Annotated in this window: 14 protein-coding genes; 10 read left to right on the plus strand and 4 right to left on the minus strand. The window is 72.5% G+C overall.

The genetic code is table 11. From position 1 onward, the window contains the following. Positions 1–42: 42 nt before the first annotated feature. The 7 genes from ABZ079_RS15440 to ABZ079_RS15470 all read left to right on the plus strand — a co-directional run bounded on the left by ABZ079_RS15440 (position 43) and on the right by ABZ079_RS15470 (position 6207). Positions 43–525: a MarR family winged helix-turn-helix transcriptional regulator gene (locus tag ABZ079_RS15440; RefSeq protein ID WP_356939930.1), complete on the plus strand. Its 483-nt coding sequence runs from the start codon at positions 43–45 to the stop codon at positions 523–525. Positions 526–597: 72 nt separating this feature from the next. After that, positions 598–1203: a sulfite oxidase-like oxidoreductase gene (locus ABZ079_RS15445; protein ID WP_356939931.1), complete on the plus strand. Its 606-nt coding sequence runs from the start codon at positions 598–600 to the stop codon at positions 1201–1203. Positions 1204–1309: 106 nt separating this feature from the next. After that, complete coding sequence (locus tag ABZ079_RS15450; RefSeq protein WP_356940079.1) at positions 1310–2029, plus strand: ferredoxin reductase; 720 nt, start codon at positions 1310–1312, stop codon at positions 2027–2029. Positions 2030–2245: 216 nt separating this feature from the next. Beyond that, entirely contained in the window at positions 2246–2830 is a 585-nt protein-coding gene (locus tag ABZ079_RS15455) for a hypothetical protein (protein WP_356939932.1), read from the plus strand. Between the two features lie 186 nt (positions 2831–3016). Then, positions 3017–3985, plus strand: a complete 969-nt coding sequence (locus ABZ079_RS15460) for an acetylxylan esterase (RefSeq protein WP_356939933.1) — start codon at positions 3017–3019, stop codon at positions 3983–3985. A 146-nt stretch (positions 3986–4131) separates the two neighbouring features. After that, positions 4132–5316 (plus strand): serine hydrolase domain-containing protein, encoded by a 1185-nt coding sequence (locus ABZ079_RS15465; protein ID WP_356939934.1) that lies wholly within the window; start codon positions 4132–4134, stop codon positions 5314–5316. Between the two features lie 144 nt (positions 5317–5460). Next, entirely contained in the window at positions 5461–6207 is a 747-nt protein-coding gene (locus tag ABZ079_RS15470) for a GntR family transcriptional regulator (RefSeq protein ID WP_356939935.1), read from the plus strand. Here the strand turns inward: ABZ079_RS15470 and ABZ079_RS15475 are convergent. Both ABZ079_RS15475 and ABZ079_RS15480 read right to left on the minus strand, forming a co-directional pair. Further along, a complete protein-coding gene (locus tag ABZ079_RS15475) occupies positions 6185–6928 on the minus strand; it encodes a class I SAM-dependent methyltransferase (protein WP_356939936.1) in 744 nt (247 codons plus the stop codon). The two genes, ABZ079_RS15470 and ABZ079_RS15475, sit on opposite strands and share 23 nt — an antisense overlap. A 4-nt stretch (positions 6929–6932) precedes the next feature. Beyond that, positions 6933–7496 carry a PadR family transcriptional regulator gene (locus tag ABZ079_RS15480; RefSeq protein ID WP_356939937.1) on the minus strand — a complete coding sequence of 188 codons (564 nt, stop codon included), beginning with the start codon at positions 7494–7496 and terminating at the stop codon, positions 6933–6935. 70 nt (positions 7497–7566) lie between these two features. Between ABZ079_RS15480 and ABZ079_RS15485 the strand changes: the two genes are divergently transcribed. Next, a complete protein-coding gene (locus tag ABZ079_RS15485) occupies positions 7567–7965 on the plus strand; it encodes a nuclear transport factor 2 family protein (RefSeq protein WP_356939938.1) in 399 nt (132 codons plus the stop codon). A 47-nt stretch (positions 7966–8012) separates the two neighbouring features. On the opposite strand, the gene ABZ079_RS15490 is transcribed toward ABZ079_RS15485, so the two are convergent. Together ABZ079_RS15490 and ABZ079_RS15495 are read right to left on the minus strand one after the other, a co-directional pair. Next, positions 8013–8903 carry a hypothetical protein gene (locus ABZ079_RS15490; protein WP_356939939.1) on the minus strand — a complete coding sequence of 297 codons (891 nt, stop codon included), beginning with the start codon at positions 8901–8903 and terminating at the stop codon, positions 8013–8015. Between the two features lie 166 nt (positions 8904–9069). After that, a complete protein-coding gene (locus tag ABZ079_RS15495; protein WP_356939940.1) occupies positions 9070–10326 on the minus strand; it encodes a cytochrome P450 in 1257 nt (418 codons plus the stop codon). Positions 10327–10985: 659 nt separating this feature from the next. On the opposite strand from ABZ079_RS15495, the gene rho reads away from it, so the two are divergent. Together rho and ABZ079_RS15505 are read left to right on the plus strand one after the other, a co-directional pair. Continuing rightward, positions 10986–12134 (plus strand): transcription termination factor Rho, encoded by a 1149-nt coding sequence (rho, locus tag ABZ079_RS15500; protein ID WP_356939941.1) that lies wholly within the window; start codon positions 10986–10988, stop codon positions 12132–12134. Positions 12135–12238: 104 nt separating this feature from the next. Further along, the gene (locus ABZ079_RS15505) at positions 12239–13408 is read left to right on the plus strand and encodes a serine hydrolase (protein ID WP_356939942.1); all 1170 of its coding nucleotides are present in this window, start codon (positions 12239–12241) and stop codon (positions 13406–13408) included. Positions 13409–13444 lie beyond the last annotated feature (36 nt).

A 13444-nucleotide genomic window follows, 5' to 3' on the forward strand; every position in this document is an offset into this window, starting at 1 on the left:
AAGTTGTACTATACAACTAGAACGCCCTGAGGAGGTATCCCCGTGAGCGCAGCGGAGTCGGCCGTCGAGACGATCCAGCGCGAGATGACGAGCTTCGCCCGCCGGGCCCGCGCCTCGGCGGGACGGATGCACCCCGAGCTCTCGCTGGTGTCGTACACCCTGCTGGGGCACTTGGAGGAGAGCGGCGGCTGCCGGGCGACGGACCTGGCGACCCACTATGCCCTGGACAAGTCCACCGTGAGCCGCCAGGTCGCCACGCTGGAGCGGGCCGGACTGATCGAGCGCCGGCTGGACCCGGAGGACCACCGGGTCCAGGTGCTGCATCTGACCGAGGCCGGCCAGCAGATACTCGCCCACGTCACCCGTAGCCGCCGGACCGCGTTCCGGGAGCGGCTCGCGGGCTGGCCGGAGGAGGATCTGGTGCGGTTCGCGGCCTACTTGGAGCGGTACAACGCGGGGCCGGGCACCGCCGAGCCGGACCGAGGGGCCGGGGAGGAGCCCCGGTCCGGTATTCCCGGCCCCTGAAGAGTTCGTACGGCCATGATCCGGCCGACGACCAGGGACGGGGCACCTGGAACGACAGCGTACGGTTGACGCATGAACGTCACGCGAGGCTTCACGGGCCGCCCGCGCGTCGACAACCCGGGGCTGCCGCCCGGGCAGTACGACGCGGGCGAGGACTGGCCCGTCCTGTCCGCCGAGGTCACCCCGGACCTCGCACCCACCGACTGGTCCTTCCGCATCGACGGCCTGGTCGAGCGGGCGCACACCTGGGACTGGGACGCGGCGCACGCGCTGCCGGCGTCGGCGTACGACGGTGACATCCACTGCGTCACCGGCTGGTCGAAGTTCGGCGTGCGGTTCGGCGGCGTCTCGCTGGACGCCTTCTTCCATGTGGTGCAGCCCCATAGGTCCGCCACACATGTCCTCGCCTACTCCCACACGGGCTACACCACCAACCTGCCGCTCGCCGACCTCACCGGCGGTCGGGCCTGGATCGTCTGGGAGTACGACGGCGCGCCGCTGCCGCCCGAGCACGGCGGCCCGGCGCGGCTGCTGGTGCCCCACCGGTATTTCTGGAAGAGCGCCAAGTGGATCGCCGGCCTCACGCTCCTCGACCATGACGAGCCGGGCTTCTGGGAGCGGAACGGCTACCACGCCCGCGGCAACCCCTGGGAGGAGCAGCGGTACTCCGGTGACTGACACGGTGCCGACGAACACGGCCTCCCCCGCCCCGGACCCGACGTCCCCCGCCCAGGTCCCGACCGCCCCGGCCACCGCCCCGGGCGTTCCGGCGACGCGGTTCGCGGTGCCCGGGCGCATCACCGTGAGCGAGCAGGCGGCGGCGGTGTGGCAGACCGCCACGCTGACGGAGATCCGGCGCGAGACGCCGCACGCGGCCACGTTCCGGCTGGCGGTGCCGGAGTGGACGGGGCATCTGCCCGGACAGCACCTGATGCTGCGGCTGACCGCGCACGACGGTTACGTGGCGCAGCGCCACTACTCCATCGCGTCGGCGCCGGACGACTCCGGGCACATCGAACTGACCCTGGACGAGGTGCCGGGCGGCGAGGTCTCCGGCTGGTTCCACTCGGTGGCCCGCCCCGGTGACACGGTCGAGGTGCGCGGCCCGCTGAGCGGCTTCTTCGCCTGGCCCGGCGACCGGGCCGCGCTCCTGCTCGGCGCCGGCTCCGGGATCGTTCCGCTGATGTCGATGGTGCGGCACCACCGGGTGCGTGGCCTCACGGTGCCGCTGCGGATGCTGGTGTCCGCACGGAGTCCCGAGGAACTGATCTACGCGCGGGAACTGGGTGCGGAGACGACGCCCGTGTTCACCCGCAGCGCGCCGGCGGGGGTGCCGGTGGGACGCATGACGGCTGCCCATGTGGCGCCACTCCTGGCCGAACAACCTCCTGGTGGGTGGGAGGCCTATGTGTGCGGGTCCAACGGGTTCGCCGAACACGCCTCCCGGCTGCTGGTCGCGGCGGGACAGCCGGTGGAGCGCATCCGCATCGAACGCTTCGGCTGAGGGCTCGGGTCGCGTGGCGGGACCGGCAGCGCGATCGTGGGGCGCATGGCGCGTTCCGTCGTGATGTGGGCTTGAACTCGCGGTTCACAGCATGCGCGAGCTGCGCCCTACGGGGTACGAGACGGGTGTGGACGCTCGTGTGCGCGAGCGGAGGGGCGGCGGACCCGTGGGCCGACTCGCCCGGCTCTTCGGCTCCGGCGTGGCGAGGAGGTGGACATGCGTGCTCGGGTGCGGGGTTGGCGCTGGCGGCGCAACCCGCTGCGGCGCCGGTCCGATGTCGTGGAAGCCTGGACGGTACTGGTCGTCGCGGTTCTCCTGTTCGTGGTCGCCCCACTGGTCGGGGTCGCGGCGGGCCTGCACGCCCACGACAAGGCCCAGACGCTCGCCGCGACCCAGCGGGCCGAACGCCACCAGGTGCGGGCCACGGTGATCGGCGACCCGCCCGAGCGGCGGACCGCCACCCGCGACGACCGCGAGCACCCGTACCGCGCCCAGGTCCGCTGGACCGAACCCGGAAAGGGCGCCCGGTCCGGGTGGGCCCGGGTGACGGCAGGGACACGGACCGGTGACGTCGTCTCCGTGTGGCTCGACACCCGGGGCCGCAACGTCGCCCCGCCACCGGACGGCGTGGCGATCTGGCAGCACACGGTCACCATCGGCCTGTGCGCGGCGGGCGGTGCCGCAGGCGTGGTGGTGCTCGGGCACACCGTCGGGCGCCGGATCGCGCTCCGCCACCGGCTGGCCGAGTGGGAGCGGGAGTGGGCGCGCACCGGACCGAGGTGGACCCAGCCGAGGACGTGACGGTGGCCCGAGCACCGAGCAGTACCACCTGGCCCCGCCACGCACCGGGAGCACACGCATGCTCGCCCGCTGACCAGCGCCGTCACCGCGGGGAGGATCGCCGGATACCCGCGGAACCCTGGCCAGTCATCGGACCACGCACGTACCGTGAGCCGACACAGTCTCCCTTCGCGAAGGCGGTTGTCGATGGCCCTGTTCGACCTTCCCCTCGACGAGCTCCGCGCGTATCGCAGCGAGTCCACCGAGCCAGAGGACTTCGACGCCTTCTGGGGCAAAACACTCCAGGAGGCGCGCGAGCACGAACTGGACGCCCGCTTCGAGCCGGTGGAGGCGGGACTGTCGACGGTCCAGGTGTACGACGTGACGTTCGCCGGGTTCGGCGGTCACCCCGTCAAGGGCTGGCTGCGACTGCCGGCCGGCGCGACGGAGCCGCTGCCGCTGGTCGTGGAGTTCATCGGCTACGGCGGCAGGCGCGGACTGCCGCACGAGAACCTGCTGTGGGCCTCGACGGGCCGGGCGCACTTCGTGATGGACACCCGCGGGCAGGGCAGCGCCTGGGGCGGCGGTGGCGGCACGGCGGACCCGGTCGGGGCGGCGCCGGCGTATCCGGGTTTCATGACGCGGGGCGTCGACGCGCCCGAGAACTACTACTACCGCCGGGTGTTCACGGATGCCGTACGCGCGGTCGAGGCGGCCCGTTCGCACCCGCTGACCGACGCGGCGCGGACCGTGGTGACCGGCGCGAGCCAGGGCGGCGGCATCACCCTCGCCGTCGGCGGGCTGGTCCCCGACCTGGTCGCCGTCGCGCCGGACGTGCCGTTCCTGTGCGACTTCCCGCGGGCGGCGACGCTGACGGATCGCCAGCCCTACCGGGAGATCGGCCTGTTCCTGAAGACGCACCGAGGCCGTTCGGCGGGCGTGCTGCGCACGCTGTCCTACTTCGACGGGGTGCATTTCGCGGCCCGTGGCCGGGCCCCGGCCCTGTTCTCGGCGGCCCTGGAGGACCAGACCTGCCCGCCGTCGACCGTGTTCGCGGCGTTCAACGCCTGGGCGCACCAGGACAAGGCGATCGAGGTGTACGACTTCAACGACCACGAGGGCGGCGGCCCCTTCCAGGAGGCGGCGAAGGCGCACTGGCTGCGGTCGTACGCCTGAGGCCGGCTGGGCGAGGGGCACCGGACGCGCGCAGAGGCTGCCGACACGGCTCTTTCGCACCCTTCCCTCCCATCCGACCAGTCGGTACGTTCGGGAACCCCGGTCGCGTCGCCCGCGACCGGGGTTCCCGCGACGACGGAGGCCACATGTCCGCGCACGAGACGCACGAGACATCCCAACCCCAGGTGCACGGCCACTGCGACGCACGGTTCGCCGCGGTGCGCGAGGCCTTCGAGGAGAACTTCCGCGAGCGGGGCGAGCTCGGCGCCGCGGTGGCGGTCACCGTCGGCGGGGAGACGGTGGTGGACCTCTGGGGCGGCTGGGCGGACGCGGCCCGCACCCGGCCCTGGTACCGCGACACGCTGGTGAACGTGTGGTCGACCAGCAAGGGCCCGGTGGCGCTGTGTGCGCACATCCTCGCCGACCGGGGACTCCTCGACTTCGACGCACCGGTGGCCGCGTACTGGCCGGAATTCGAGGCTTCCGGCAAGGGGCAGGTACGCGTACGGCATCTGCTGTCGCACCGCGCCGGGCTGTCCGGACTGCGGGAGCCGCACTCTCTGGACGACCTGTACGACTGGGAGCTGACCACGGCCCGGCTGGCGGCCACTGAGCCCTGGTGGGAGCCGGGCACCCGGTCCGGGTATCACGCGCTGACGTACGGCTTCCTGGTCGGCGAGGTCGTCCGGCGGGTCTCTGGGCTGCGGCCGGGGGCCTTCCTGGAACGGGAGGTGACCGGGCCGCTCGGGATCGACTTCACCATCGGTCTGCCGGCGAAGGAGTCCGGCCGGGCGGCCGAGCTGGTGCGCGCGCCGGCCGCGTCGAGCAGCGACCAGGCTGCGGCTCTCGGCCAGTTGACACCGGTGGCCGTCGCGGCACTGACCAATCCGGTCGTCGGTGCGACCGAGGCCAACTCACCGCGGTGGCGGGCGGCCGAGATCCCCGCCGCGAACGGCCACGGCACCGCGCGGGCCGTCGCGGCGCTGTACGGGATCTTCGCCGGGCGCGGCTCCCACGACGGCCGGCGGATCCTGTCGGCCCAGGCGGCCGAGCGGGTACGCGAGGGCCAGGGGAGCTGCCGCGATCTGGTGCTCGGGGCCGGCTTCGAGGGCGAGACCGAGGTGGGGCTCGGCCTGTGGCTGAGCGGCACCCGGGGCTCGTACGGACCGAATGCGCGGGCTTTCGGTCATGACGGGTTCGGCGGTTCATGTGGGCTGGCCGACCCTGACGCCGGGGTGTCGCTGGGCTACGTCATGAACCGGATGGGGCCGCGCATCGCCGACGATCCACGGAAGACGGCACTGCTCGAAGCTCTCTACAGCGCCCTGTGACCCGTCGGCCGGTGCACCCGGTCACGCGGATGGGTTTCGGCCGAACCGGCAGACCACTCTTCCCTTGTGGTTTAGACCAATGCTAATTGTGGTCGCGCAATGAGCCCGTACGGCTACGTCTTGTCACCAACAGGAGGGCGCGGCATGGCCCGCACCACCACCCCGCACCACCCCCCGCAGGGCGACGACCGGCCCCTGTATGCGCGCGTCGCGTCCCTGCTGCTCGACGAACTGCGCGACGGCACCATCCCACCGGGTGAACGACTGCCGGCAGAGCGGCGTCTGGCCGCGCACTTCGAGGTCAGCCGGGAAACCGTCCGGCAGGCGCTGGAGGTGCTGCGTCGCAGCGGTCTGGTCGCCACCGACCGCCGGGGCAGCCACGCCACGCTGCCCGGCCGCCCGGTCGAGGCTCCGGAGTCGCTGACTTTTCCCGTGGGCGCCCGCTCGGTGGACCCCTGCGCGGTCGACCGGGCCACGGTGACCTGGGAGGCACCCCCGCCGGAGCACGCGCAGGCGCTGGGCCTGGCCCCGCACCGGCCGACACTGGTGCACCGCTACCGGTCGGTCGCACCGGACGGCCGGTCGCTTCGGACGGCGGTGACCTCGTTCTCGACGGTGGCGCTGACGGAGGTCGCGGAGCTGGCCCGCTACCGGGAGCGGGCCGACGGGGCCACCCCCGCGCAACTGCGGCGGGCGTACGACTGGATGCGCAAGGCCGGGCTGACCCTGCACCACCGGGACTCCATCACCCAGGTCGGCGACGCGTCCTCGGTCCGGGTGACCCGGCGGGTGCACGACCAGTATGCCCGCCCGCTGGAGATCACCGACCTGGTGGTGAACGCCGAACGGGACGCCCTGGTCTACGAGTTCACGCTCCCGGCCGCGGGGTGACACGCCGGGCGAGCACCAGCCGGGCCCGCGGGCTGCCGTCGCCGCGCCGCCCGAACCCGGGCAGGGCGGACAGCTCGACCGTGAATCCCACGCGCTCCAACTCCCCCAGCACATCGCCGAGCCGGAAGGCCCGGTAGTACATGACGAACGGCGGCCGCCAGAGCGCGTTGCGCACCCGCATCACCGCGTCGAAGCCCAGCAGCATCCAGAAGGCGGGGTGCACCGGCCGGGGTGGGGCGAACACCGGGAAGGCGAAGCGGCCCCCGGGCCGCAGGACCGAGTGGACCTGGCGGAAGAGCCCGGGCAGTTCCCGGGGCAGGAAATGCCCGAACGCCCCGAAGGAGACGACCAGATCGAAGGCGGCCGTGAACGGCAGGGCCCGGGCGTCGCCGCGCACCCAGCGCGGCTCGGGCCCGTCGGCCGGCCGCGTCCGACGCCGGGCGACCTCGAGCATCCCCGCGCTGAAGTCGACCCCGGTGACGCTCCGGCGGCACAGCCCCGTCAGCACCTCCGCCCCGGCGCCCGTGCCGCAGCACAGGTCGAGTCCGTCCTCGAACGGGCCGACCGGGGCGAGCGCGTGCGCCACGGAGTCCAGCACCTCACCGGGCGTACGGAAGGGCGTGTGGTCGAACTTCGGGGCCAGCAGGTCGTAGCCGCGCTCGACGGACGACAGTACCTGCACGGCCAGCTCACGCAGGGTGGGACCTTGGGGACCGAACATTCCGTCAGCCCAGAGCCACGCGCTGCCGCACGACCGTCAGAGCGCGCTCGCACCAGCGCAGGTTCTGCTCCTCGAAGCCGATCCCGGCCATCAGGGTGAGATACGGCCCGACACGGTCGGAGGTGCGCAGGTACTCCTCCTCGGTGCGCCCGTCGAGGAGGCGGTCACGCACCCGCCGGTAGCGGTCGAGTTTCGCACGCACCCAGCCCATGCGCTCCTCGATCAGCGCCCGGGTGACCCCGGGGTCGCCGCCGTCCATCGCCTGGATCTTGATGAGCAGTTCGTCGCGGACGGCCGTGGGCCGTTTCGGCGCCTCGGCCGCGAACGCGCCCAGCTCGGCCCGCCCTGCCGTGGTGAGCGTGAACAGCCGTTTGTTGGGGCGGCGCTCCTGCTGCACCGTGCGGGACCGGACGAGCCCGTCCTGCGCGAGGCGCTCCAGCTCCCGGTAGAGCTGCTGCGGTGTGGCGGGCCAGAAGTTCGCGAGCGAGACGTCGAACGACTTGGACAGCTCGTAGCCCGAGGCCTCACCCTCCAGCAGGGCGGCCAGGACGGCGTACCTGAGCGACATGTGGACAGGCTAGCAGCAAGTGACTAATCTCATCCGCACCTATTCAATTAATTGACTATGAGGTGATCCGATGCGTGCGTTCCGCGAGGCGGTCGAGGCCCGGGACCTGGACGCCGTCGAGGCACTGCTGGCCGAGGACGTCGTGTTCACCAGCCCGGTCGTCTTCAAGCCGTATCCGGGCAAGGCGATCACCGCGGCGATCCTGCGCGCGGTCGTCCAGGTCTTCGAGGACTTCCGGTACGTCCGTGAGATCGGGGACCCGGCCGGCCCGGACCACGCGCTGGTCTTCACCGCCCGAGTGGGCGACCGTCAGCTGACCGGCTGCGACTTCCTGCATGTGAACGAGGACGGTCTGATCGACGACTTCATGGTCATGGTCCGTCCGCTGTCGGGCGCCCAGGCCTTGGCCGAGGCCATGGGCGCGCGGTTCGAGCAGATCGCGAAGGAGGCGGAGGCGCGGTCCGCCTGAGCGGCGCGCCTGCGTCCTCCCACCGGACGCCTCTACGGGGCTGAGCGTCAGCCCTTGAGCTGTCCCAGCGTGGCCTTGGCATCCGTCTTCAGCCAGTCCGACACTTCGGTGATCGCGGGCGGGTCCTTGTCCTTGTCGTAGGAGCTGAGGTAGGCGCTGTAGCTCATCGTGTACGTCACCCAGCCGTCGCGGACCGCGAGCGTCGCGTACCGGGAGCCGCTGGAGGAGCCGCCGGTGGTGTCCTGGCTGACCAGGTAGGCCTCGTCCCCGATGCCCTTGACCGGGTCGACGTCGTAATCCTTGTGGCTGTCACCGTAGTTCTTCCAGTTGGCGGTGAACTCGGGCCCGGGATCGGTCTTCTTGTGCAGGTCCAGCTGCATGGAGAGGTAGGCGTCGGCATACGTGGAGCCGGGCTTCTTCAGGCTCAGGCTGCAGTAACTCTCGTCGAGTGCCTTGTCCTTGAGCGCGGTCCGGGTCGGCGAGGAGTCGTCCTGGGTGTATTCGTCCTTGAAGGACGCGTAGTCGGCGCTGGAGCACATGTTGCCGGGCGCCGAGTAGCCGCGCAGATCCGCGCTGTCGCCCTTGCCGCCGAGCAGGAAGACACCACCCGCCCACGCGGCGGATGCGACGACCGCGCCGACGACGGCCCACAGCACCGCTTTCCCGGCCCCTCCACCGCCGGAGCCACCGGCCGGCGGAACGGGCACGGGGCCGTACTGCGGTGCCTGGGCATAGGGATTCCCCGGCGGTAGCTGCCCCGGCAGCGGCTGGGCGGCGGGCTGGCCGACCAGAGTGGGCTGCGCGTAGAAGTTCCCCGGCGGGGGAGACTGCGGGTTCGGGTAGGGGTAGGCCGTCGGCTGCGGGGGGACGGTCGGCTGCTGCGCGGGCTGCTGGGGCGGCTGGTCGGCCGGCTGCGGGGACTGCGGTGGCGTGGACATGGCCTGAACATAGTGGACGGTTGACAGTCAAGTCCCCTGCGGTCGGCGATTGTTATGGTCTGGGGACATCTGGTGCGGTTCCCTGACACAGCGGTCAGGAGGGGCCGGGGCACGCCCTGCCCGAGCAATGCGCCGGTCTGTCGGGGTTCGCATGCGGGTGTGCGGCTCAGGACCCGCGGGGTGCGAGCCGCACCGGCAGGCTGCGCACGCTGTTGCCGACGAAGCCGGCGTGCGGCGCCAGGTCGGCTGCCCGTACGCCGAGTTCGAGCGTGGGGAAGCGGGTGAACAGCTGCTCGAGCGCGACCGTCGCCTCCAGCCGGGCCAGTGGGGCGCCCAGGCAGTAGTGGGCGCCGTGCCCGAGGGCGAGGTGGCGTACCGCGTCGGCACGGGCCGGGCGGGTGACGTCGTAGAGGTCGGCGTCGGGGCCGTGCGCGGCCGGGTCGCGGCCGGCGGCGGAGTAGCCGGCGAGCACGGGTGTGCCTGCGGGGATCAGGGTGCCGCCGACGGCGAGGTCCCGCACCGGGTAGCGGAACGGGAAGTAGCTGACCGGCGCGTCCCAGCGCAGGGTCTCCTCCACCACGTCGGCCCAGCTCGCCTCGCCGGTGCGCACCAGGTCCAGCTGGCCGGGGTCGGCGCACAGGGCGCGAACGGCGTTGGTGATCAGGTTGAGCGTGGTCTCGTGCCCGGCGATGATCATCAGGACGAGGGGCCCGATCAGCTCCTGGTGGCTGAGCCGGTCGCCGCCCTCGTCCCGGGCGGCGATGAGCGCGCTGGTGAGGTCGTCCGCCGGGTCTGCGGCCTTCGCCGCGGCGATCTCTCCCAGGACGCCGGCCAGTTCCCGGTTGGCGGCGATGGCCTCGGCGGGTTCGGTGTCGGTGGCCACGACCTGGCTGCTGAGATGGTGCAGCCGATCGCGGAACTCGACGTCCACGCCAAGGAGTTCGCTGATGACCGCCATCGGCAGGGGCAGGGCGAAGTGCCGCCGTAGGTCGGCGACGCCGTCGTCCGCGATGGCGGCCCGCTCCAGGCCGTCGAGCAGCCGAGTGGTCAGCTCCTCCACGCGCGGCCGCAGTTCTTCGACGCGCCGGGGCGTGAAGGCGCTGCCGACCAGCGATCGCAGCCGCCGGTGGTCGTCCCCGTCGGCGGTGGTCATGCCCTGGACGGTCGCGAAGGTGCGCAACGGCCAGCCCTCGGCGATCCGCCCCTCGCGCAGATCCGTGAAGTGCCGTGCGTTCTTGGCGACATCGGGATGCTGCAGGAACTCCTTCAGCGCCTCATGTCCGAGGACGGCCATGCCCTCGATCCCACCGGGCAACTCGACCGGGGTCACGGCACCGCGGGACCGCAGCCGCGCGTTGACGGCGTGCGGGCAGCCACCGGCGGGGTCCAGGCGGTGTGGTGTGCGGGCGGGCGAGGTCTCCATCGGATCCTCCTGACGTTCCCACGACAAGGTGGGACGATCGTAGGCTCCCCAACGGGCGGGCAGCGAACCCCAGGGCATACGTCAGCCCCGGTGCCTCCGGCGCGGTGCCGCGGGTCGGTCGTGTGCTCACCCGGTGTGGACCGGCATCGCGTTGACGCCCGGTCGCGGACTCACCCGTGGCCCCAGCGTGTCGCGGGTCCATCGCGGGCTCACGGTGTGGCGGACGTCCACGAGGATCCGGCCGGTCCGGGCACGGGATCCGGCGCCACCCGAACCGTGGCGGGCGGGGGCGCCGGGAGCGACGATCCGTGCACACATGGGCCCGCCCCCCTCTCCCGCCGCCCGGGAATAGCCCGATCCGGCGACTTGTTGACGCGGTCACGGACACAACACCCGAACGAGTGGTACTGTGCCGTCAGCACTCGTGCACGCCCACCATGGGCGCCGGTGCCAGTTTCCCTCCCCACGCTGATCCGCTCGCCGTCTTCCCGGATTTCCGGCTCCCGGCGCGTCAGCTTCTCAACAGCACCTTGTGATCAGGCTTTCCGCGCCCTGCCCGAGGTGCCGTTCCCACCGCCCGGAGGCCAGATGCACGCCTCCCGCTCGCGGTCCCTCCCCCTTCTCTTCTCTCTTCCGTCCGCGAAAGGACCACCACACCCATGACCACCACACTCGAACACCCTGTCGTGGCCCAGCAGCACCCGGCGGCCCGGCTCGTCGCCGGCGTACTCGACGTCGACGCGCACGGGAAGGGGTACCTGAGGGCCGCGAGCCTCCTGCCCTCCCCCGCCGATCCGCAGGTCCCCACGGCGCTGATCCGCCGGTACGGACTCCGCAAGGGCGACTCGGTCGAGGGCGTGCAGGGCGCTCAGCGCGCCCTGACCGAGGTCGCGCGCGTCGACGGCCGCGCTCCCGCGGACCTCCGCTCGCGCCGGCACTTCCGCGACCTCACCCCACTCCACCCGCACGAGCGCATCCGCCTCGAACATCCCGCGTCCGGACTCGCCGGTCGTGTCACCGATCTCTTCGCGCCGGTCGGCAAGGGCCAGCGCGGCCTCATCGTGGCCCCGCCCAAGAGCGGCAAGACGGTACTGCTCCAGCAGTTCGCCTCCGCCGTGGCCGGCAACCACCCCGAGTGCCGCCTGATGGTCCTCCTGCTGGACGAGCGGCCCGAGGAGGTCACCGAAATGCGCCGTTCGGTACGGGGCGAGGTGTACGCCTCCACCTTCGACCGGCCGGCCAAGGAACACATCGCCCTCGCCGAACTCGTCGTCGAGCGGGCGAAGCGCCTGGTGGAGGCCGGCGAGGACGTCGTCGTCCTGCTGGACTCGCTGACCCGGCTGTGCCGGGCGCACAACAACGCCGCCGCCGCCGGCGGCCGCACCCTGAGCGGCGGTGTCGACGCGGGCGCGCTGCTCGGTCCCAAGCGGTTCTTCGGCGCCGCCCGCCAGGCCGAGGAGGGCGGCTCGCTCACCATCCTCGCCAGCGTCCTGGTGGACACCGGCTCCCGTGCCGACGGCTACTTCTTCGAGGAGCTGAAGGGCACGGGCAACATGGAGTTCCGTCTGGACCGGGAACTCGCCGCCCGTCGCGTCTTCCCCGCCGTGGACATCGACGGCACCGGCACCCGCCGCGAGGAACTCCTCCTCACCCCGGCCGACTTGAAGGCCACACAAGGCCTGCGCCGTGTCCTGCGCTCCCGCGAGGGCGCATCGAACGGCCTGGACACGCTTCTGGAGCGACTGCGGAACACTCCCGACAACGCCACGTTCCTGCGGCAGATCCGGCCCACCCTGCCGACGGGCTGACCGCCGGTCCCAGGACGGCCGGGTGCGGCATCCGGGTTGCTCACATAGGCCGAACGGCCCGGCCGGCGCGGCACACGGGGGTTCTCGTTCGTAGGTTAAATCATATGATCACCGGACTTTCTTATCGGGCGGCTGTGTCGGCCTGCTCCCTGTGCGTGGCGGCCGTGCTGGCGCTCACGCCGGCCACGGCAGCCGCCGGGCCCCGTGCCGGGGACCCCGCGCCGCCGCCCCCGGCGGCGACGCCCGGGCCGTCCCTGCTCTATCGGGAGGGCACACAGGTCCGGCCGCACCGGGGCGCGCCCGAGGTGCCGGACGTATCGGCGCTGTCCTGGGTGGTGGCCGACGCCGGCAGCGGGGAGGTGCTGGCCGCGAGCGAGGCGCACCGCAGGCTGCCGCCCGCGAGCACCCTGAAGACCCTGTTCGCCCTGACCGTACTGCCGGTGCTGCCCGGCGGGCTGCAGCACACCGTGCGCTACGAGGAACTGGAGGACGTCGGCGAGGGCAGCAGCCTGGTCGGCGTCGAGGAGGGCCACACCTATCAGGTCGCCGACCTGTGGCACGGGGTGTTCCTCAGTTCCGGGAACGACGCCGTGCACGTGCTCGCCTCGATGGGCGGCGGCTGGGAGGCCACGGTCGAGCGGATGCAGGTGAAGGCCCGCTCGCTCGGCGCCCTGGACACCCACGTCGTCTCCCCCGACGGCTACGACACGCCCGGCCAGGTCTCCTCCGCCTACGACCTGGCCGTTTTCGGCCGGGCGGGGCTGCACAACCCCGACTTCGCCCGGTATTGCGCCACCGCCGAGGCCAGCTTCCCCGGTGACGGGTCGCCGTACCCGATCGAGAACACCAACCGGCTGCTGACCGGCGAGGACGGCGTGGCACCGTACCCGGGGCTGATCGGCATCAAGAACGGCTACACCAGCAACGCGGGCAACACGCTCGTGGCCGCGGCCCGCCGGGGCGGGCGCACGCTGGTGGTGACCGTGATGAACCCGCAGGCGGGCGGCGGGTTCACGGTGTACGAGGAGGCCCGTGAGCTGCTCGACTGGGGCTTCGCGGCGGCCGGGCGGGTGGATCCGGTCGGCTCACTGGACGGGTTGCGCCCGAAGTCCGGGGCGGCGACGGCCGTTCCGGTGGCGGCGGCCACGTCGGGGACGCCGGACGACTACTCCGGCTGGTCCGGCACCGCCATCGTCGCCGGGCTCTCGGGACTCGGCGCGGGGGCCGTGGCGCTGAGACTACGGGCCAAGGGCGGCCGGTCCACCCGCAGCTGACCGGCCGGCGGCCCGAGCGGCAGGACCGGTGTGATC

This window comes from Streptomyces sp. NPDC006314, from assembly GCF_040613075.1.
GTDB lineage: Bacteria > Actinomycetota > Actinomycetes > Streptomycetales > Streptomycetaceae > Streptomyces.

What these genes read in the sequence shown, in the direction of transcription:
- rho (WP_356939941.1), top strand. Translation starts at nt 10,986, where the DNA reads ATGACCACCACACTCGAACACCCTGTCGTGGCCCAGCAGCACCCGGCG.
- ABZ079_RS15495 (WP_356939940.1), bottom strand. Translation starts at nt 10,326, where the DNA reads ATGGAGACCTCGCCCGCCCGCACACCACACCGCCTGGACCCCGCCGGT.
- ABZ079_RS15505 (WP_356939942.1), top strand. Translation starts at nt 12,239, where the DNA reads ATGATCACCGGACTTTCTTATCGGGCGGCTGTGTCGGCCTGCTCCCTG.
- ABZ079_RS15465 (WP_356939934.1), top strand. Translation starts at nt 4,132, where the DNA reads ATGTCCGCGCACGAGACGCACGAGACATCCCAACCCCAGGTGCACGGC.
- ABZ079_RS15455 (WP_356939932.1), top strand. Translation starts at nt 2,246, where the DNA reads ATGCGTGCTCGGGTGCGGGGTTGGCGCTGGCGGCGCAACCCGCTGCGG.
- ABZ079_RS15445 (WP_356939931.1), top strand. Translation starts at nt 598, where the DNA reads ATGAACGTCACGCGAGGCTTCACGGGCCGCCCGCGCGTCGACAACCCG.
- ABZ079_RS15485 (WP_356939938.1), top strand. Translation starts at nt 7,567, where the DNA reads ATGCGTGCGTTCCGCGAGGCGGTCGAGGCCCGGGACCTGGACGCCGTC.
- ABZ079_RS15475 (WP_356939936.1), bottom strand. Translation starts at nt 6,928, where the DNA reads ATGTTCGGTCCCCAAGGTCCCACCCTGCGTGAGCTGGCCGTGCAGGTA.
- ABZ079_RS15480 (WP_356939937.1), bottom strand. Translation starts at nt 7,496, where the DNA reads ATGTCGCTCAGGTACGCCGTCCTGGCCGCCCTGCTGGAGGGTGAGGCC.
- ABZ079_RS15490 (WP_356939939.1), bottom strand. Translation starts at nt 8,903, where the DNA reads ATGTCCACGCCACCGCAGTCCCCGCAGCCGGCCGACCAGCCGCCCCAG.
- ABZ079_RS15460 (WP_356939933.1), top strand. Translation starts at nt 3,017, where the DNA reads ATGGCCCTGTTCGACCTTCCCCTCGACGAGCTCCGCGCGTATCGCAGC.
- ABZ079_RS15470 (WP_356939935.1), top strand. Translation starts at nt 5,461, where the DNA reads ATGGCCCGCACCACCACCCCGCACCACCCCCCGCAGGGCGACGACCGG.